This is a genomic window from Lachnoclostridium phytofermentans ISDg (genome assembly GCF_000018685.1).
GTDB classification, from domain to species: Bacteria; Bacillota; Clostridia; order Lachnospirales; family Lachnospiraceae; genus Lachnoclostridium; species Lachnoclostridium phytofermentans.
Genome location: NC_010001.1, coordinates 4,227,796 through 4,249,092, shown reverse-complemented (window position 1 = coordinate 4,249,092; position 21,297 = coordinate 4,227,796). Strand labels below are relative to the sequence as shown.

Annotated in this window: 17 protein-coding genes and 1 tRNA gene; 16 read left to right on the top strand and 2 right to left on the bottom strand. The window is 35.2% G+C overall.

The genetic code is table 11. From position 1 onward, the window contains the following. The first annotated feature begins 344 nt into the window (after positions 1-344). Positions 345-417, top strand: a tRNA-Trp gene (locus CPHY_RS17915). A 301-nt stretch (positions 418-718) separates the two neighbouring features. Next, complete coding sequence (locus CPHY_RS17910) at positions 719-2,056, top strand: MATE family efflux transporter (RefSeq protein WP_012201453.1); 1,338 nt, start codon at positions 719-721, stop codon at positions 2,054-2,056. A gap of 474 nt (positions 2,057-2,530) precedes the next feature. Here the strand turns inward: CPHY_RS17910 and CPHY_RS17905 are convergent, their stop codons facing one another. Further along, positions 2,531-3,091 carry a tyrosine-type recombinase/integrase gene (locus CPHY_RS17905; RefSeq protein WP_012201452.1) on the bottom strand — a complete coding sequence of 187 codons (561 nt, stop codon included), beginning with the start codon at positions 3,089-3,091 and terminating at the stop codon, positions 2,531-2,533. Between the two features lie 518 nt (positions 3,092-3,609). On the opposite strand from CPHY_RS17905, the gene CPHY_RS17900 reads away from it, so the two are divergent. From CPHY_RS17900 to yajC, 14 genes are all read left to right on the top strand, one after another. Further along, on the top strand, positions 3,610-5,604 hold the full coding sequence (locus tag CPHY_RS17900) for a methyl-accepting chemotaxis protein (RefSeq protein WP_012201451.1): 1,995 nt from the start codon (positions 3,610-3,612) through the stop codon (positions 5,602-5,604). A gap of 372 nt (positions 5,605-5,976) precedes the next feature. Then, the gene (asnA, locus tag CPHY_RS17895) at positions 5,977-6,990 is read left to right on the top strand and encodes an aspartate--ammonia ligase (RefSeq protein ID WP_012201450.1); all 1,014 of its coding nucleotides are present in this window, start codon (positions 5,977-5,979) and stop codon (positions 6,988-6,990) included. A gap of 1,381 nt (positions 6,991-8,371) precedes the next feature. After that, a complete protein-coding gene (locus CPHY_RS17890) occupies positions 8,372-8,683 on the top strand; it encodes a hypothetical protein (RefSeq protein ID WP_012201449.1) in 312 nt (103 codons plus the stop codon). 4 nt (positions 8,684-8,687) lie between these two features. Next, positions 8,688-9,728: a V-type ATPase subunit gene (locus tag CPHY_RS17885; protein ID WP_012201448.1), complete on the top strand. Its 1,041-nt coding sequence runs from the start codon at positions 8,688-8,690 to the stop codon at positions 9,726-9,728. A 63-nt stretch (positions 9,729-9,791) separates the two neighbouring features. Next, positions 9,792-11,690, top strand: a complete 1,899-nt coding sequence (locus CPHY_RS17880; RefSeq protein WP_012201447.1) for a V-type ATP synthase subunit I — start codon at positions 9,792-9,794, stop codon at positions 11,688-11,690. Between the two features lie 34 nt (positions 11,691-11,724). Then, on the top strand, positions 11,725-12,171 hold the full coding sequence (locus CPHY_RS17875; RefSeq protein ID WP_012201446.1) for an ATP synthase subunit C: 447 nt from the start codon (positions 11,725-11,727) through the stop codon (positions 12,169-12,171). A gap of 85 nt (positions 12,172-12,256) precedes the next feature. Then, positions 12,257-12,565 carry a V-type ATP synthase subunit F gene (locus CPHY_RS17870; RefSeq protein WP_012201445.1) on the top strand — a complete coding sequence of 103 codons (309 nt, stop codon included), beginning with the start codon at positions 12,257-12,259 and terminating at the stop codon, positions 12,563-12,565. A 15-nt stretch (positions 12,566-12,580) separates the two neighbouring features. Then, positions 12,581-13,168: a V-type ATP synthase subunit E gene (locus CPHY_RS17865; protein ID WP_012201444.1), complete on the top strand. Its 588-nt coding sequence runs from the start codon at positions 12,581-12,583 to the stop codon at positions 13,166-13,168. Beyond that, complete coding sequence (locus CPHY_RS17860; protein WP_012201443.1) at positions 13,161-14,927, top strand: V-type ATP synthase subunit A; 1,767 nt, start codon at positions 13,161-13,163, stop codon at positions 14,925-14,927. The genes CPHY_RS17865 and CPHY_RS17860 overlap by 8 nt, the downstream gene beginning before the upstream one ends. Positions 14,928-14,940: 13 nt before the next feature. Further along, positions 14,941-16,326, top strand: a complete 1,386-nt coding sequence (locus CPHY_RS17855; RefSeq protein WP_012201442.1) for a V-type ATP synthase subunit B — start codon at positions 14,941-14,943, stop codon at positions 16,324-16,326. Positions 16,327-16,330: 4 nt separating this feature from the next. Then, positions 16,331-16,969, top strand: coding sequence for a V-type ATP synthase subunit D (locus CPHY_RS17850; protein WP_012201441.1), 639 nt, complete (start codon positions 16,331-16,333; stop codon positions 16,967-16,969). A 269-nt stretch (positions 16,970-17,238) separates the two neighbouring features. Beyond that, the gene (locus CPHY_RS17845; protein WP_012201440.1) at positions 17,239-18,108 is read left to right on the top strand and encodes a methionyl aminopeptidase; all 870 of its coding nucleotides are present in this window, start codon (positions 17,239-17,241) and stop codon (positions 18,106-18,108) included. Between the two features lie 492 nt (positions 18,109-18,600). Beyond that, entirely contained in the window at positions 18,601-19,737 is a 1,137-nt protein-coding gene (gene tgt, locus CPHY_RS17840; RefSeq protein ID WP_012201439.1) for a tRNA guanosine(34) transglycosylase Tgt, read from the top strand. Between the two features lie 47 nt (positions 19,738-19,784). Next, on the top strand, positions 19,785-20,117 hold the full coding sequence (gene yajC, locus CPHY_RS17835) for a preprotein translocase subunit YajC (RefSeq protein ID WP_012201438.1): 333 nt from the start codon (positions 19,785-19,787) through the stop codon (positions 20,115-20,117). 228 nt (positions 20,118-20,345) lie between these two features. Here the strand turns inward: yajC and CPHY_RS17830 are convergent, their stop codons facing one another. Continuing rightward, positions 20,346-21,209, bottom strand: coding sequence for a PHP domain-containing protein (locus tag CPHY_RS17830; RefSeq protein WP_012201437.1), 864 nt, complete (start codon positions 21,207-21,209; stop codon positions 20,346-20,348). Positions 21,210-21,297 lie beyond the last annotated feature (88 nt).

The following is a 21,297-nucleotide window of genomic DNA, read 5'->3' as shown; positions in this document are numbered from 1 at the left end:
TTAGAACAGCTAAAAAATAGAGGTTTTAAGATCATTCATTGTTTTTAAAGAAGTTGAGAGGTGTTTTGAAATGTAGATTACATACATTTCGAGACACCTCCTTTTGTAAAGCTGTCTATATTATAAGATAATCTTTTTATACAAAAGTGAGATATTAAGACGAATTATTATGGTAAATTATACAAAAATAAGTCATTACAGTGAAAAAACTGCGTAAATATGCTATTTATCGGTGTTTGAGATATCTGAAATAAGGAAAGATAATTTTCATATTTCTCTTGACAATTATGACAATTCATAGTATCATGATATAGCACAGTGAGTGACACATAAAAATTAAATATAGGGGTATAGTTCAGCTGGTAGAATAACGGTCTCCAAAACCGCAGGTCGTGGGTTCAAATCCTACTGCCCCTGTTAATAAAAGTCTTGAAAACATAGTTTTCAAGGCTTTTTGTTATCCTTGGACATAAGATAAGCCCTTGAAGATGGGTGCATAGGTTTCCATTACTATTGTGCATCTAATTATATTATGAAGAACAAAATCATACAGCGTTGACAATCCGAATATCATGTGTTACACTAATCGCTAAATTGAATAAGTTATTGACTTATTCTTTACTGCCGAGTAAAGAAGTTAAGCGTCAGATTTCATATCATTAGGCCATAGAAGATATGAAACTCTGGCGCTTTTTATTTTTGTATGGAGGTAATATTTATGGAAAATACGGATTGTCTTAAGAACTTTGTAAAATACTCATCGTTAAACGTCCTAGGTATGCTAGGGCTGTCCTGTTATATTTTAGCGGACACTTTCTTTGTTTCCAAAGGGCTTGGGGCGAATGGACTGGCCGCACTCAATCTTGCAATTCCTATTTATAGTTTCATTCATGGAAGTGGTTTAATGCTTGGCATGGGAGGTGCTACGGGGTATTCTATCAAAAGTAGCCAAAATGAAACAGATAGCGCAAATCACATATTTACTAATACTGTTTTTCTTGCGCTGGGTTTTGCTGTTATTTTCTTTATACTTGGTCTTTTTTACTCCGAACGCATTGTAATGCTATTGGGTGGGGAGGGAGAAGTTTTACATATGAGTAAAACCTATTTACAAGTAATATTATTGTTCGCTCCGATGTTTCTATTGAATAATGTTCTTTTATGCTTTGTGCGAAATGATGGCTCTCCGCAACTCTCCATGATAGCAATGTTAGGCGGGAGCTTCTCAAATATTGTACTTGATTATGTCTTTATGTTTCCACTCGAGATGGGCATTTTTGGTGCTGTTCTTGCTACTGGCCTTGCACCGGTAATTAGTATACTAATTCTCTCTCCATTCTTTTTTCGAAAGAAGAATTGTTTTCACTTAACGAAGTGTAACCTCTCTATGACGCTTATTAGCGGCATTGTTTCAAGTGGAATTCCATCGCTTATTACAGAGGTATCTTCCGGTATTGTTATGATCGTTTTTAATATAATTATACTGAGATTGCAAGGAAATGTAGGAATTGCTGCCTATGGCATTATTGCTAATCTTTCACTGGTAGTAGTTTCGATATATACAGGAATCGCTCAAGGAATACAGCCGTTAATAAGTAGTAACTATGGCTCTGGCAAGCGTGAAAATGTACAGGCAATTTTACGATATGCTATGATTTCTATGTTAGTTGTTTCAGGAATTGTTTATCTAACTATAGCTCTAAGAGCACCGCAGATTGCAAGTATTTTTAATAGCGAGAAGAATGAGATTTTGCAAAGCATTGCTGTAAAAGGTTTGAAAATTTACTTCACAGCATGTGTTTTTGCTGGTTTTAATATCATTATTTCTGTTTATTTTACATCGACCGATTATGCACGCCCAGCACATATCATATCAATTTTGCGCGGATTTTTAATTATCATTCCACTTGCATTTTTGCTATCTGCACTTGGTGGAATGTTGGGTGTTTGGCTCGTGTTCCCAGCAGCTGAATTGATTGTAGCGAACATAGGAATTATGTTGTATCTCGTTTCCAGAAAGAAAGCAATCCTAAAATATGAAAACCGATTGAGATAATAAGCAAATAGTTATGAACTTAAAATTCATCAAATAAAGAAATGAGGTATCACATTATAAAAATTTTGGGGTACCTCTATTTACTTAGATTTCTTATTTAAGAATGTAAGAATTTCTTTATATTAGCTTGGGTAAAATCGTATAGTGTAAATAGTTTAAAAATCATTATTGATGAATATTAATTTTATTCAAATAAAAAAAGTACCTTAACAAAAGGTACAAGAGTAAATATACATACTTAATTGTGAAAGATACAATTCGGACTAAAAAGATATTATTTATTGGATAATATACTAAGTATATAACTGTTGATTATGTAATAAAATAGGGAATTTGCATAAATGTTACTTATGAATGTAACAAATTACATAAAATGTTACATAAGGAAATGATTAAAAATATATAACATTTTACAATAATATACCATTATATCCTTAGAATATCAATATTTTATAGAAAATTAATTAAAATTAATTAAAATTGGACAAGCGAATAAAGCTCATCTTTTTGATCCTGGTTTACCCCAATGTATCGCAAGGTAATACTTTGAGAACTATGGTTAAAGGTATCCATTATTAAGCCAATATTATATTTTGACATCTTGTATGTCCAATAGCCCCATGTTTTTCGTAGGCTGTGTGTTCCGAAATTTTCTATATGAAATAATTCAGCAGCTTCCTTTAATACTCGATATGCTTGAATTCTCCCAATATAGGCGCCTTTTTTGCTTGGAAACAGGTAATCTTGGTGTCCTAATTCATATTCTTTAATATATTTATTTAATGATTTTCGTAGTGCATTGTTCAGCTTAATCTTCTTCTCTTTTTTTGTTTTTTTCTCATTAATCACAAGATAATCACGAAATTCACCATTTTTCGTTAATATATCGCTAACTTTAAGGGGTAAGATATCACTGATTCTTAAACCTGTATTTAATCCAAAATTAAATATTGTGGCATAGCGTAAATCTTTCCCAGATAAGAATTGCTGCATTAGTTTAATTTTATTCTTATCTCTGATTGGTTCAACCGTCATTTTCATTTCCTCCATGATGTAAAGTTTTAATATATGATTATATAAAATGTTACATTGTTTTTCAACATTTTTTATATTATTTAGAAAATTAGTTATAGAAAATTGCTGCATTTTAATAAATAAGAGGAAATTTTAATGTAACATTTTATGTATTATGTTGTATTGGTACTCGTGTGCTATTATCACATTATTTTTTAAAAATTTCATGTTCAGTTTTTTTCATGAATGGTCAGTGACATCGTAGGTTTTTAGTAACTGGGAACTTACTATTGTGCGTTAAGGTATATTATCAATAACACACAAGAAGTTGTTCCCTTTTCTATGCGCATGAAATCAAGAAAACATCATTTTATTACTCAATGTGATTTATGAGATTCATTATTTGGTTTAGAAATTTCATTCGATAATTCTGAGTAAAATAAAAAAGGGTGAGGAGGAATAGCGAACTAGTTACAAAGGATGATTTGCTAAAGGTACCGAGAATAAAAAATTGAAACTTACATTGGAGGGAAATTAATTTGAAAAGCCAAAGCATTAAAACAAGACTTATTATACAATTTACTGTTTTAATTTTGTTAGCCCTAATCACTTCTGGAATTATTACCATAAATATAGCGAGTAATATTATAATTGAGGAAGCGAAAACTACGTTAGAAGCTTTAGCTTTAGATGCTGCTAAATTGGAAAGTAGTCGATTGGAATCACAGAGAAAAATTCTAGATACAATTTCAGTAATGGAAGAAATGGAAAGTATGGATTTGCTTCAACAGCAGCGACTTTTAAAACGAATGGTTGACGAGACAGGTTTTATAGAGCTTGGAATATTATCACAGGATGGGACAATTGTTTATTCGCAAGGAAACAGTATTAAAATCGAGGATACTCATCCAGTGAGAAATGCATTGAATTCAAATGGACATGCGATTTCTTTCGGAATAAGTGTTGCTACAGGTGAAATTACCCTAATACAAGCAGTTTCGATAGAGAATAATGGGGAGGTATTAGGCGCACTGGTCGGACGTATGGACGGAAATTCTTTGAGTTTACTTGCTGCGGATATTGGCTATGGAGAGGAAGGGTATTCCTATATCGTGGATAGTAAAGGTACTGTAATAGGTCATAAAAATCAAGACTATGTCATGAACCAGTTCTCACCAATTGAAGAAGCGAAAACTGATGATAATTATAAATCTTTAGCTAAATCTTTTGAGAAGATATTATCTCAGGACAAAGGAACCAGTAATTATCAATTTAATGGAGGAGATCAATTTATTGGCTTTGCTAATGTTCCTGGAACTGACTGGACCTTTGTTATTGTAGCTAGTAGAGCAGAAATCTTAAGTTCGGTATCAGTACTGCAAAGATCGATAATTATAGTGGTTACAATAGTGCTTCTAATAGGGATTATATTAACCTATAGTATTGGAAGTTCTTTAACAAAACCAATTATCAACACAATTGAACACTCAAAAAAGATAGCGAGTCTTGATTTGAGATCTAATTTGGATCAGAAATACTTAAAGAAAAAAGATGAAATTGGTGAACTTGCAAGATCGCTTCAAAATATTATTCATTCACTTCGAACAATACTAATGGAGATACATAGTTCTTCAGAGCAATTAAGTTCCTCATCGGAAGAGCTTACTGCCACCACCCAGCAAGCATCTTCTGCAGCTTGTGAAATTGCGAAAACGATAGAAGAAATTGCGGATGGAGCTTCCGAACAAGCAAAAAGTACGGAGGTTGGTACAAGCAAAGCCCAATCCTTAGGAAGAACAATAGAACTAGTAAAAGGCGATATTGATAAGGTGAAGGATTCTTCAAGGCAGGTATCAAATGTCGTAACAGAAGGGCTAGAAGATATTGCTTTACTTAGTAAAATAACAGATGAAAGTACAGTAGCAGTACATGATATTTACGAAGTAATTATGGAGATGAATGAGAGTTCAAATAAAATTGGCGAAGCAAGTGGTGTGATAGAATCGATTGCTGCTCAAACTAATTTACTTTCTTTAAATGCGGCGATTGAAGCTGCAAGAGTCGGAGAGGCTGGTAAGGGATTCGCGGTTGTTGCAGAGGAAATAAGAAAACTTGCAGAACAATCCTCAAAATCAACGAAGTTAATTAATGAGATCGTGAGTGAATTACAGCATAATACGGAGAATGCTGTTACCACGATAAAACGTGTCTCAGTCATCTCAAACGAGCAGGCAAATAGTGTGGTTAGTAATAATCAGAAGTATGAAATTATTGCAAAGACTATGACTAATTCTATGGATGCTATTAAGCAGTTAGATAGGTCAGGTGATGATATGGATGTTATGAGAAAGGCTATTATTGAAGAATTCGAGAGTCTATCAGCGGTTGCTGAAGAAAATGCTGCTGCAAGCGAAGAGGTCTCTGCTTCGACCGAAGAACAAACCGCTTCCATCGAGGAAATATCGAATGCTAGCGATTATCTATCTGAGTTAGCATCCAAGTTAAATTCTTTAGTTACTGAGTTTAAATTATAATCTTTACTATTATATTTTAGGTGAAGATGCATCATCGTTTGGTGGTGCATCTTTTTTATCGAGTGTGCCCAGCATTGGCGCAATCTCATGGGTGAAAATCCCTAGAACGTCTTAGTAGTGTGAAAGTGAATAGCCAAAGACAAGTAGGGTGTCCATTTTTGGTAGGTGCCTTTATTAATTGGCTTAGCTTGCTGAGAATAAATCGGGGTTTTTCAACAGAAAAATAAATTGTAATAATTCAATTAATTAATATTTACTGCAATAAAGAACTTATAATTATACATAATATTGATAACTGTAAAATATATTTATTGACTAACTATTCATGTGAGGATATGATATAGAAAGCGAGATTTTATAGGAGGTAGAGAAATGTTAGAATTATTAATACTACCCAAAGACTACCACTCCGCTCTAGATATTAAGGATACGCAGGGGGCAATCAAGCATGTTAAGGATCATTTTGAAAGACAGCTTGCAAAACAGTTAAATCTAACACGTGTCTCTGCACCTTTATTTGTTCGTCCGGAAACTGGATTGAATGATAATCTTAGCGGAGTTGAAAGACCGGTAAGTTTTGGAGTTAAAGAGCAAGATGATGCGGAAGTGGAGATCGTTCACTCTTTAGCGAAGTGGAAGAGGATGGCATTAAAGAAGTACGGCTTTGCTTATGGAGAAGGCCTTTATACAGATATGAATGCAATTCGTCGTGACGAGGATACAGATAATATTCATTCTATTTTTGTTGATCAATGGGATTGGGAGAAGATACTTCTCCATGACGAAAGAAATGTAGAGACTTTAAAATCGGTTGTCCGTAGTGTTTATCAAGCATTAAAAGATACAGAACATTATATCTCTGATAAATATGACTACATAGGAAAAATTCTGCCGAAAGAAATAGCCTTTGTTACAACGCAAGAATTAGAGAATATGTATCCAAATGATACACCGAAAGATAGAGAATACAAGATCGCTAAGTTAAAAGGTGCGGTATTTATTATGCAGATTGGTGGCGCTCTTGCAAGCGGTGAAAAACACGATGGAAGAGCACCTGACTATGATGATTGGTCACTAAATGGTGATATTATTGTATATTATCCTGTTCTTGATATAGCACTTGAATTGTCATCGATGGGTATTCGTGTGGATGAAACATCATTAGCAAACCAATTAGAAATTGCTGACTGTAAGGATCGTGCCAAACTCCCATTCCAGAAGGCTGTTTTAAATCGTGAACTTCCATATACCGTAGGTGGTGGTATTGGACAAAGTAGAATATGTATGTTCTTCTTACGTAAGGCTCACATTGGAGAAGTTCAGTCCTCAATATGGAAAGAAGAAGATATAGAGAAATTAGGTAATAACGGAATTACATTACTGTAATTTAGACTCATCAGGAAGGGACTTGCCTGTTTCACGTAGAGGCAATGAAATTATTAGTAAGTATCGTAAGCGGATTGCGAATATCCGCTTTAAATAAGAAGGTAGTGTGAAACATGGTAGCAGAAAAAGGTATCTTGATTTGGTTTGTAAAAGCCATTTCAAGGTACCTTTTTCTGTAACAAATACTATTTATTTGTTTGCGCTCACGCCATTTTTCCACATTTCATAACTGTAATAGTTTTGAATATGCTTCGGGGTTATGTCGCAGAGCTTTAGCCGGGATGCTTGTCTTTGAAATAGGGGACGCCACTCTATGCATACAAAAACCTGTTAAGATTCCATACGATCTCACTTGGGAAGATATTTGCTATAACCTAAAGGAATATGAGAAAAAAGATAATAAATACCAAAATATGTGAAAGTTTTGGTATTTTTCAATAGCAGAAATACCAAATATAACGAAAACATAGGATTTATTTAACCTCTTCTTAAAAAGAGTAGATAATTTTATTATTTCAGATATAATATAAATAAAAGTTATATCAGATAGCTAAATAAAGTATCAAATTAATACATATGATTATGATTGATACTGTTTCGATAGATAGATGCTGTTTTATTACCTTATTAAGGCAGTTGTTATAGCATAAGTAGTTGCAACTATATTTTGGTGGAAATGAATACTTAAGCGTATAATAATGGGTATCATAGTAGGGAATCAAAATATTGAGAATAAATCAGTTTTATTCATTTTTATGTTATCTGATTGGCTTGCAGTACAAAAAAATAAATCTGCAGTTTATCAATAATTAAGGAGCATTTGTGGGAAAATTGTAAAGTCAACTTAATTTATCTATCGGTGCTCCCTTAAGAGATTGAGAAATATTTTCCAAAAGCGATATCATTTTAATCCAAGTTATGTTGTGATTTTCTTTATGTACCTAAATTCGGGAGAGTGAGGGGACAAGTCTCTAGGAGAAAAATCATTGTATAAAACATTCATAGGAAATTAAGAAGATTTCAAAACAAAATTACCGAATGATACCTTGATTATTCTAATAAAAATGTAGATAGATGTCGTTAATTCCCTAAGGAAAAACGATGTGATTGGAGGATGATATTCTAGTTATTAATACCTAAAATAACATAAAAGATGGCCAAGTAAGCTGTTAAGTTTTCGTTAAGGAAAGAAAAAAGGATTGATTTTGTAGTAGAAAAGAGTAATATGAATACGGTTTTCTTACTTTCCAGTATATCCCTAGCAATTGGTTAAGTTTCCATAAAATGGATAACACGTTAGAAAATATAATTTTGTCCAATTGTGGTGGATGTTGCGGAAATGTTTGAAAGTTGAAATGAATTGAGATTTAGGAGGTGTGGCATGGAGCAGATACTTAGTTTAATGGTAGAAGTTGAAGAAAAAGCATCGAACATTCTAAAACTAGCCGAAGACGAAAAGCAACGAATCTATCAAAAGAGTAGAGTAGACCTTGAGCAGTATGATAAGCAACTTAATAAAGAAGTTGAGGAAAAGGTTGAACATCTGCGTAAGAAAAATGAAAGTGAAGTAGAAGCGGCCAGAGCAAACATGATGCAGGAGTACGAACAAAATCTCGAAAAACTTAATCAGGAATATAGTAACAAACAAGATGATTTGGTGAAGCAGATTATGAAGCAAATGATAGGAGAGTGATCGCGTGTCAGGTAAATTACTATCGTACAGTGGTATCACTACAAAATCAAAGGCGATGGAGAGCAAACTCATCAAAGACGATGATTATAGAAAACTTTCCGAGATGACTTCAGTCAATGAATTTGTACTATATTTTAAATCTCATGATGCATATCAGCCATTCTTTGCGGCACTCAATGAAGATGCTGTGCATAGAGGGCAAATAGAGATGGTATTAAAAAACTCGTTGTATGACAGTTTTGCAAAATTATATCGGTTTGCCGATAAAAAGCAAAGAGAAATTTTAAAGCTAGTATTTTTCCATTATGAAGTATTAATGCTAAAAAGTTGCTTGCAAAAGCTGTTTAGTCCTGAAATTAAATTAAATCTAGGAGTATATCGAGAGATTTTTAAAGAACATTCCTCTCTACGGCTGGTAGAATTAGAGAATGCAAGAAATTTGGAGGAGTTTACAAACATTCTTCGGGGTACAGAATATTTCCCATTATTTATGCGAATGTTAAATTCCAATCATAAATCCTTATTTGATTTAGAGATGCAGTTAGATGCTTACTATTATAAGGCATTATGGAAGCGTAAGAATAAAGTATTAAAAGGGAAAGAACAAGAAACCCTCACAAGGGCAATCGGTACAAGAATCGACGTTGCTAATATCATGATGATATACCGTAGTAAAAAATACTACGCGATAGAACCAGCAGATATACTAGCGGTCATCATTCCAATTTCCTATAAATTAAACCAGCAAGAATTAATGAATATGATTAATGCTAGTTCAGTTACGGAATTTACGAATGTGTTACAAGCCTCAAATTATCGAATTGATAAGGAAAATCTGACTCAGGATGATATGGAGAGGGCTTACTTTGAAGCTATTTTATTTGCATATCAATTTAGCAAGATTAAGTATCCAGTTAGTATTGCGCCAATCTTAAATTATCTTTACCTGAAAGAATTAGAGATTGATAATTTAACCACCGTACTCGAGTGTATCCGTTATGGATTGGAATCTGATCATATTTTACAACTAATTATAAAAATTTAGTTATGTAGTGTGAAAATAGAAGATATTTTCACACGGAACTTAACCACATGGAGGTGAATTACGGTGATTGAGAAAATGAAGTTTTTACGTATTACAGGTCCGAAGGAGGACATCAACCGTGTTATTACTCAGTATTTAAGTAAATATGAGTTACACGTTGAGAACGCTCTATCAGAACTGAGCGATATACACAATCTTACTCCTTACGTGGATACAAATACGTATCGAGAAAGTTTATTAAAAGCTGAAGAAACCATGAAACAACTTCGTCCTGAAATAAAGTCTTCGGGACGCGAAATCACCTATGATGAGGCAGAAGATTTATTAGGAAAAATGCACCTGATGCTAGATGATCTAGACGTGCAAAAGAAAGAAATCAAAGAGAAGTTAGAGACTATTGCCGAAAGACAAGACGAAATCAAACCTTATCTTACCTTTGATCTTGAGCTTTCTAAAGTGAATAGTTTTCAATTTATACGCTGCCAATTCGGCCGTATCGCTATTGATTACTACGAGAAGTTAACAAAATATATCTATGAAGATATGAATACAATTTTCATAGAATGTAAATCTGATAAAAATTATGTTTATGGTGCTTATTTCGTACCAAGGATTCACGCAACAAAGGTAGACGCTATTTTATCTTCCCTGCATTTTGAAGATATGGATTTCCCGGAAGGATATTCTGATACCTTAAATGACATTAACCAGGGCTTAAAACAGGAACGCCGTGCTTTGTTAAAACAACAGGATGAATTATTACTCACAATGAAGGACGTACTTAAAAAGCATGCAGCAGATTTTGTTGCCGCCTATGAGAAGTTAAAAGAATACAGTGATAACCAACAAATTAGAAAACTTGCTGCTTGTACTAGGCAGAAAGAAGAGGTTTATTATATTCTTTGTGGATGGATGTCTGAGAAGGATACAGAATTATTCCTTAGGGAGATTGGAGGGGATCATGAGGTGACTTGTTTCGTGGATGACCATGCCAGTAGTACTACCTCAAAACCCCCCACGAAGCTCAAAAATCCAAGAATTTTTAAGCCATTTGAAACATTCATAAAGATGTATGGCTTACCATCATACAAGGAAATTGATCCTACCATATTTGTAGCATTAACTTACTCTATCATGTTCGGTATGATGTTTGGTGATGTTGGTCAAGGCTTGTGTCTTGTAGTTGGTGGCTTTATATTATACAAAGTTAAAAAGTTAAATCTTGCAGCAATATTATCCTGCGCCGGAATATTTTCCACTATATTTGGTTTCTTATATGGTAGTGTATTTGGGTTTGAAGAATGGCTGGAACCTATTTGGACGAATCCAATGAAAGATCCGATGACAGTATTAATAACAGCAGTTGGATTTGGTGTTTTCCTCATTTTCATAGCAATGATATTTAATATAATCAATGGTATTCGTGAAAAAAATATTGAAAAGATATTTTTTGATACCAATGGTATTGCAGGATTCGTATTTTATGGTTCTGTAGTAGCAATCGTTGTATTACTATTTACAGGCCACACTTTACCAGGAATTTTTCTATTGTTTATAACAATTGTAATTCCTTTAATGCTTATTTTTATAAAAGAGCCACTTACAAGACTTATCGAAAAAAAGAATGATTTGATTCCTGGTAGTAAAGGAATGTTTTTCCTTGAAACCTTCTTTGAGATGTTTGAAGTTATACTTAGCTATATAACCAATACCGTATCCTTCGTGCGTGTTGGTGCATTTGCACTTAGTCATGCAGGTATGATGTCAGTTGTATTAATGCTTGCACATGCGGAAGGAGCACACCCAAATATATTAGTTATTATCCTTGGTAATCTATTGGTTGCTGGCCTAGAAGGATTGATTGTAGGTATTCAGGTATTGCGACTGGAATATTATGAAATGTTCAGCCGCTTCTATTCAGGAACAGGTAAAGAGTTCAAAGCAAGACGTGGTGGCGAATAAGCCAATAAACTCGTAAAAAAAGGAGTGTTAGTGTATGTATACAAATTATATTTTAGCAGGTGTTTTAGTATTAAATTTCTTTTTACCAATTGGATATATGTTGTTTAAAAAACAGAAACAGCAGAAAACTACAAAATGGGTTTTTGGTTCTCAAATTTTTGTATTTTTTGCAACAGTAGTTGTAGGTTCTTTACTTATGTTTCATAACGCTTCCAGTACAGTTGCGTTGGCAGCTGCAACAGATGCTGCAACAGGTACAGCTCCAGTAGCAGCAGATGGTTTACGTTTTGTTGCAGCAGCATTATCCACAGGTATGTCAACCATTGGTGCTGGTATTGCCGTAGCTAGCGCAGCTAGTGCAGCTCTTGGTGCATTAAGCGAAGATTCCAAGATTATGGGTAAAGCATTAATCTTCGTTGCTCTTGCAGAAGGTGTTGCTCTTTATGGTATGTTAATTTCCTTTATGATTTTAAATGCTTAGACTTGGTAACAGCAAGGCCCAATAAAGAGGTGGAAAGGTTCATCCTGATTTTGATGCGTACTAAAGCACGCGGATAGGAGTTTAAATGAAAATGTTTCTTATCAGTGATAATGTGGATACCTATACTGGTATGCGTTTGGCAGGGGTAGAAGGTGTTATAATTCACTCGAAAGACCATCTGGAGGAACAATTAAAAGCGGCGGTTGCAGATAAGTCAATTGGAATCATTTTAATAACAGAGAAACTTGAAAAAGAATTTCCTGATATTATCAATGACGTCAAGTTACATCGCCGTTTACCATTAATTGTTGAAATCCCAGACCGCCATGGTACAGGTAGAAATCCTAATTTTATCACGGACTATGTAAGTCAGGCAATCGGATTGAAATTATAAGGAGGTTAGTCTGTTATGAACATCAAAGAAAAAGCAGAACACTTCTATAACATGGCAGTTGACAATGCTACTGCTCAGAATACTGCTATGGTAGAAGAATATAGGCTACTCCTTGAAAAGGAATTGGAGCAGCATAAAAAAGAAGTGAGAAGAAAGGCAGATAATTATCTTAAAGAAGAGATGGAACGCTTGGTGCGTGAAAAGAATACTGCCCTCGCTCTAAAAACATTAGAGATTCGTCATTTATATAAAGACAGAGCCACAGAAATAACAGAAGGCCTATTTTCAAAGGTCAAGATTAATCTTTTCGAGTTTATGAAAACAAAAGAATATGTGGAACTGTTAAAAAAACAAATCAAGGAAGCGAAGGACTTTGCCAAAGATCATTCCGTTACAGTATATCTAAATAGTACGGATGCAGATAAGGCTGCCATGCTAAGAGAAGAATTAAATATCACGATTGAAATCAACACAACAGACTTCTGGGGTGGAACTAGAGCTGTGATACCAGATAAAAACGTGGTAATTAATGAATCCTTCTTAAGTAAATGGGAAGAGGCAAAAGAGAGCTTTGCTCTGAAGGGAGGCAGCTTCCATGAGTGAAACAGCAAAAATTACAGGAATTAATGGTCCTGTTGTTTATGTAAAAGGTAAACAGCAATTTCGTGTTGCTGAAATGGTTTTAGTTGGTAAACAAAACCTAGTCGGTGAAGTTATCAGTCTACAAAAAGGGATGACAACGATTCAGGTTTTCGAAGAGACCACGGGATTACGTCCGGGAGATGAGGTTACTTCAACAGGAAGTGCAATTTCCGTAACGTTAGCCCCTGGTATCATTAGTAATATCTTTGATGGTATTCAGCGTCCTTTAAGCGAGGTTGCAAAGCAATCTGGAGCATTTATTTCGAGAGGTGTTAATATTCCTTCCCTTGATGAAAAAAGATTGTTTCAGACACATATTACAGTAGCTCCTGGAGAACTTGTGTATGGAGGTAAGGTAATCGCTGAAGTACCAGAAACTCCTGCGATTACTCATAAAGTAATGGTACCTCCTCATGTGGAAGGTAAGGTAATCTCCGTTGTATCCGATGGCGAATACACCATAAAAGATACTATCGTTGTAATTAAGGATAGAGATGGAAAAGAAATCAATCTTACGATGACGCAGGAGTGGCCAATTCGTATCTCAAGACCAATCGGAAAGAGATTTCCAGCTAGTATGCCTTTAGTAACGGGTCAAAGAATTCTAGATTCTTTGTTCCCATTAGCAAAAGGTGGAACAGCAGCAATTCCTGGAGGATTTGGTACTGGTAAAACAATGACACAGCATCAGCTCGCTAAATGGTCCGATGCGGATATTATCGTATACATCGGTTGCGGTGAACGTGGTAATGAGATGACAGAGGTACTGGAGGACTTCTCTAAGTTGGTGGACCCTAAATCAGGAAATCTTCTCTTAGACCGTACGGTACTCATTGCAAATACTTCAAACATGCCAGTTGCAGCTCGTGAAGCTAGTATTTACACTGGAATAACATTAGCAGAGTATTACCGTGATATGGGTTATCACGTAGCTATCATGGCTGACTCAACTTCTCGTTGGGCAGAGGCTCTTCGTGAATTGTCAGGTCGTTTAGAAGAAATGCCAGCAGAAGAAGGTTTCCCTGCTTACTTGGCATCCAGATTATCTTCTTTCTATGAAAGAGCTGGTTATGTACAAAACTTAAATGGTTCAGAAGGTAGTGTATCTATTATTGGTGCTGTATCTCCTCAAGGTGGTGACTTCTCAGAACCAGTAACTCAGAATACAAAACGATTTGTTCGTTGCTTCTTTGCTCTTGATAAATCTCTTGCATATGCAAGACATTTCCCAGCAATTCAGTGGTTAACGAGCTATAGCGAGTATTTGAATGATTTAGCGCCATGGTATGCAAAAAATGTTGGAAATAATTTCATGGATTACCGAAATGAAATATTACGTATCTTAACAGAAGAGAGTAAGTTAAATGAAATCGTTAAGTTAATTGGTAGTGATGTACTTCCGGATGATCAGAAATTAACCTTAGAGATCGCTAGGGTTATCCGACTTGGATTTATACAGCAAAATGCATATCATGCTTCCGATACGTATGTACCTTTGCCTAAACAGATGAAGATGATGGAAGTAATCCTTTACCTCTATGAAAAGGCAAAGTCATTGGTTGAGATGAATATGCCGATGTCATTGTTAAGAGAGAATCCAATCTTTGACCATGTCATTTCAATGAAATACGACGTAGGAAATGAGGAACTCGCAAAATTTGACACTTATAAAACTGAGATTGATAAATTCTATCAGCATTTTATAGAGACAAACGCATAAAGGAGGGGTAGAGATGTCAGTTGAATATATTGGTTTAAGTGAAATCAATGGACCATTGGTTGTACTTGAAGGAGTAAGTGACGCCTCCTATGAAGAAATTGTAGAAATTACAATAGATGAGCATACAAAAAAAATTGGACGTATTGTTGAGAGTTATGAAGATAAAGCTGTAATTCAGGTTTTTGAAGGTACAGAAGAAATGTCTCTTAATAATACACGAACCAAACTTACCGGTCATCCAATGGAGCTTGCTTTGTCCGAGGAAATCCTGGGCCGTGTTTTTAATGGTGTAGGAGAACCAATCGACGGACTTGGCAGTATCATTCCAGAGATGAGACGTAATGTAAATGGAGAGCCACTAAATCCATGTATGAGAGAATACCCAAGAAACTACATTCGTACTGGTATTTCCGCTATCGATGGATTAACAACCTTAATTCGTGGTCAGAAACTTCCAATATTCTCTGGAAATGGTTTACCACACGATGAGCTAGCAGCTCAGATCGTTACACAGGCTTCTCTTGGTGATGATAGTGACGAACAATTCGTTATTGTTTTTGCTGCAATGGGTGTAAAATATGACGTTGCTGATTTCTTCCGCCGTACCTTTGAGGAAAGCGGAGCAAATTCCCATGTTGTTATGTACTTAAACTTAGCAAGTGATCCAGTTATTGAACGTTTGATTACTCCTAAGGTTGCATTAACAGCAGCAGAATATTTAGCTTATGAAAAGGGAATGCATGTACTTGTAATTTTAACCGATATGACCTCATTTGCAGAGGCTCTTCGTGAAGTATCTTCTGCAAAAGGCGAAATTCCAAGCCGTAAAGGATATCCAGGTTATTTATATAGTGAATTTTCAACTATTTATGAAAGAGCGGGTATTGTTAAGGGATGCAAGGGTTCTGTAACTCAGGTACCAATTTTAACAATGCCAAATGATGATATTACACATCCAATCCCAGACTTAACTGGATATATTACGGAAGGTCAGATTGTTCTTGAGCGTTCTTTATACCAAAAGAACATCTATCCACCAATCAATGTATTACCTTCCTTATCCCGTCTGATGAAGGATGGTATTGGTGAAGGATATACAAGAGAAGACCATCAGGATGTAGCAAATCAGTTGTTCTCTTGTTACGCTCATGTTGGAGAAGCAAGAGCGCTTGCAAGTGTTATTGGTGAGGATGAGTTATCAGACCTCGATAAGAAATATCTTGCCTTTGGTAAAGCGTTTGAACAAGAATTTGTTACTCAGACAAAAGAAGATAACCGTTCCATTGAAGATACTTTAAACATTGGATGGAGATTGCTTGCAATTCTGCCAAAAGAGGAGTTAGACCGTATTGATACGAAGATATTAGCAAAGTATTACGGAAAGAAAGCAAGGGAGTGAGCATATGGATCAAAATTCATTTCCAACCAAGGGTAATTATATCCTTGCAAAAAACTCCTTAGCATTGTCAAAACAAGGCTATGAGCTGATGGATAAGAAACGTAATATTCTTATCCGTGAGCTGTTGGAGCTTATCAATTCTTCGAAGAATATTCAAAGGGAGCTGGATGCAACGTTTTCCGCTGCTTATTTGGCTTTACAAAATGCCAATATTGAGATGGGAATCCATCATGTGGATGCGTTAAGCCATGCAATTCCAATCGAGGATTCTATTAAGATTAAAACTAGAAGTATTATGGGAACTGAGATACCGTTAGTTGATTATGATGGAATGAAGGATAATGTACCTAGTTATGCTTTATATGATACCAGATTATCACTAGATGAGGCATGCAGGCACTTTAACGAAGTTAAGGAACTAACGCTTCGTCTTTCTATGGTAGAGAATGCTGCCTATCGATTAGCAACGAGTATTAAGAAGACCCAGAAAAGAGCGAATGCTTTAAAGAATATTACGATTCCTTATTATACTGGACTTACGAGGGAAATTGCAAATGCCCTCGAGGAAAAGGAAAGAGAGGAATTTACAAGATTAAAGGTAATAAAACGAGCAAAGCTTACAAAGAAACAAAAAGCTTCTTAAAAATAAGTCTAGTCAAGAATTTCTTAGGAGATACTTGATTAGACTTATTTTTTAAGACAAGAAAAAAACGGCATATTTTTTGTTTCATATAGGAAAAATCGAGGTTTCATGATTTAGGTATTGAATTCTTGTTACGAATGTACGATAATTTAGAGTGGCATAGCATAAATGCTATAAATATAATACTTATTGAGGATAATATTTCATAATGTATTCTGATGATATTTTCTTCTCTCAATATATAAGAAATTCTTCGTAGGAGGTAGAATATGAGAATAGGCAGGAACGATATGTGCTGGTGTAATAGCGGCAAAAAGTATAAAAGCTGTCATATGGAAATGGATGAACGAATCGCAGAATATGCTAGAAGAGGAGCGATGGTTCCATCCAGAGATATGATTAAGACTCCAGAACAAATAGAGGGCATGAAAAAGGCAGGGCATATTAATTCTCTTGTACTTGATTATGTAGAACCTTTTGTTAAAGCAGGGGTGTCTACGGAGGAACTAAATAGGCTAGTAGAAGAAGAGACTAGAAGACTAGGTGGAATTCCAGCGTGCTTAAATTATCATGGTTATCCAAAAAGTGTATGTACTTCAATTAATGAAGTAGTTTGCCATGGTATTCCAGATCCAAATAGAATCCTTATGGATGGAGATATTATCAATGTGGATTGTACTACAATTGTAGATGGATTCTATGGTGACGCTTCTCGTATGTACTGTATTGGTGATGTTGGAGAAGAGAAAGAGAGACTTGTTAAGATTACAAAAGAATGTTTGGAACTAGGTCTTTCCGAAGCAAAACCATGGGGATTTCTTGGAGATATTGGGTATGTAATCCATCAACATGCAAAAAAGAACGGTTATACAGTAGTTAGAAATATTGGTGGTCATGGTATTGGAACAGAATTCCATGAAGAACCTTGGGTATGTCATATTGGAAGAAGAAATACGGATATGTTGCTAGTTCCAGGAATGACCTTTACGATTGAACCTATGATAAATATGGGGAAGGAAGGGGTAACAGAAGATCAGTTCGATGGCTGGACCATTCGTACGGAAGACGGGAAACCTTCTGCTCAGTGGGAGTACACCATCTTAATTACAGAACAGGGAGCAGAGGTTTTATCCAGATAGATAAATTCATTGAAAATTAACATGGAAAACTAAACTAATAAGTATCATAAATTTTATTTGTTTTGATACTTATTAGTTCATAAAAGATCTAAGAATCCGTCCTATCTCGATAAGACGGATTTCTATTGTAATTTATGACAGAGAAAAATTCGCGAAGTGCATTTTCTTATTCCTGTAATAGGTCAAAACATAGGAAGTATTAGTATGACTATAAATGGGGAAAATGTTAACAATATGAAAGTAGTTAAATAAACCGTTTAGAAAAAATTTAGTTGAAAAACAACTGCAATGAAGGTATACTTGTACTACAGTACGTAGTACGGAAAAATTAGGACAAAATGTTGAATGTGACAGAAGTCATTTCAATATTTAAAGTAAAACAAGAATAGAGTAAGAGTGAGGGATAAATCTTTCACTCTAGAAGTTTGTGCCTGTGTAATCCTCAGCACAAATTTCGGATGCGCGAAAAGCTGCGTAGGAATGAGGAGAAAAATGTACAAATTAATCTGTAAGGATGGAAATGCGAAGCGTGGCGAATTTACAACGGTACACGGGAAAATACAAACCCCAGTATTTATGAATGTCGGTACGGCAGCAGCCATTAAAGGTGCAGTATCCACAATGGATTTGCAGGAAATAGGAACACAAGTTGAACTAAGTAACACCTATCATCTTCATGTAAGACCCGGAGATGAAGTTGTAAAGAAATTGGGAGGTCTTCATAAATTTATGGTATGGGATAAACCTATACTAACAGACTCAGGTGGATTCCAAGTGTTTTCCTTGGCCGGTCTTAGAAAGATAAAGGAAGAAGGAGTATACTTTAACTCTCATATTGATGGAAAAAAGATTTTTATGGGACCTGAAGAGAGTATGAGAATACAGTCTAATCTGGCATCTACTATCGCCATGGCGTTTGATGAATGCCCACCACATCCAGCAACTAGAGAATATATGGAGGATTCAGTTGCTAGAACCACACGTTGGTTATTAAGATGTAAGAATGAGATGAATCGATTGAATACTCTTGAGGATACGATTAACAAACATCAGATGTTATTTGGTATCAATCAAGGTGGAACCTATACAGACATTCGTGTTGAACATGCGAAGAGAATTTCAGAGCTTGATTTGGATGGTTATGCTTTAGGTGGACTTGCCGTCGGAGAGTCCCATAGTGAGATGTACCGGATTATTGAAGAAACAGTGCCTTATCTTCCAGAGGCTAAACCTACTTACTTGATGGGGGTAGGAACTCCTGCAAATATATTGGAAGCGGTAGAGCGTGGAGTAGACTTCTTTGATTGTGTATATCCAGCACGAAATGGTAGACATGGTCATGCGTATACAAACCATGGAAAAATGAATCTTCTTAATGCAAAGTATGAGCTAGATGATCGTCCAATCGAAGAAGGATGTGGTTGTCCTGTTTGTAAAAACTATAGCCGTGGCTATATCCGCCATCTATTAAAGGCAAAAGAAATGCTTGGGTTACGCTTTTTAGTAACACATAACCTTTACTTTTATAACAAGATGATGGAAGAGATTAGGGAAGCAATCGAAAATCAAAATTTTGCAAGTTATAAGAAGAAGAAATTAGAAGGATTTGCTGCAGAACAAGGAAATTAATAAATCAGCAGCATTGAATTATAATGAGAATCTATAGGAGGATTACTATGAATCAATTAGTATTTTTAGCAGACGCTGCAGCAACGGGAGGAGCTATGTCATGGACTTGGATGATAGGATATATTATTGTCATCGGTGGCATATTCTACTTTATGGCTATTCGTCCACAGAAGAAACAGCAAAAGCAGATGAATGCATTAATATCTTCTCTTGAAATTGGTGACAGTGTGTTAACAACCAGTGGTTTTTACGGTGTTGTCATTGATGTTATGGATGATGTTATTATTGTAGAGTTTGGTAACAACAAGAACTGTAGAATACCTATGAAGAAATCAGCAGTTGTTGAAGTAGAGAAACCAGGTTCAGAAGAGAATAAATAATTCATACAAAATTGCAATTGAGTAAAAATATCGATTGTAGGAGTAAAAAAGGCTCTGCATCAAGTATTCAGGAGGTTTCCATTGGAACTTACCCAGATACTAGGTGCAGAGCTTTATTCATTATAAAAAATGTTCGCAAGACATGTTTTTTTAGTTTGTTCTATAATGTTGGGTTTGAGAATAAAACAGGTAACAATTTCAATAGTTCTGATAGGAACCTTATAAAGATTACTTATTATTAAGATAACATTTTAGCTCCTTCACTAGTTGATAAGGAATTTTTAAGTTCCCCATGCCACTACCAAGCTCAATACGAGGTTTATTGCTACCATGAAAATCACTACCGCCAGTCATTAAAAGTTCATATTTATTTACATAACGTCTTATAATTCCTTCATCAAAGCCTGTATTTGCGGAATATATAGTTTCTAGCCCAACAAGCCCATAGCTTTTTAGCTCCGAGATTAGAAGATTAAGTTCTTCTAACGATAGCTGATATAACAAAGGATGTGCTAAGACCGGAATTCCACCTGCTTGTAATATTAGTGAAATAGCATCTTTCGGGGTAAGATAGTTTCTTGGAACATAGTACTTCGTATCATATCCCAGATATTTTAAGAAAGCTTCGTTATTATCTTTTACATATCCATGCTCTATTAAAAAACGTGCAAAATGCGCTCTCGTTATTACGGTATTTGGTTCGTCGAATAGTAAATCATCAAGTGTAATATCGATATCATCCGCACTTAGGTTATCTATCATCTTTTGATTACGCTCGTCTCGTTCTTTTAATGCCTTTGATAAAATATCTTGTAAGTGTGGATCTTTTTCATTGACAAATAAACCAAGGATATGGATATCCTTTTTCTTATATTCAGCAGAAATTTCAACACCTGATATTAATTCCAGTTCATAACCATTTTCTCTTTGCGCCAAGGCAGCTCGCTTTGCTTCTTCTATTCCATATATGGTATCATGGTCTGTGATTGCTATGGCAGCTAATTTCTTTTGTACTGCTAGATTAACAACTTCCGTTGGAGTAAGGGTTCCATCTGATACATTCGTATGTACGTGGAGGTCAACATACTTCATGATACATCATCCTTTCTTTTGCCTATTCGTAGTATAGCATGAGTGAAGTGTCTATGCAAACTAAGGTTATAATAGCCTGTTTTGGCTC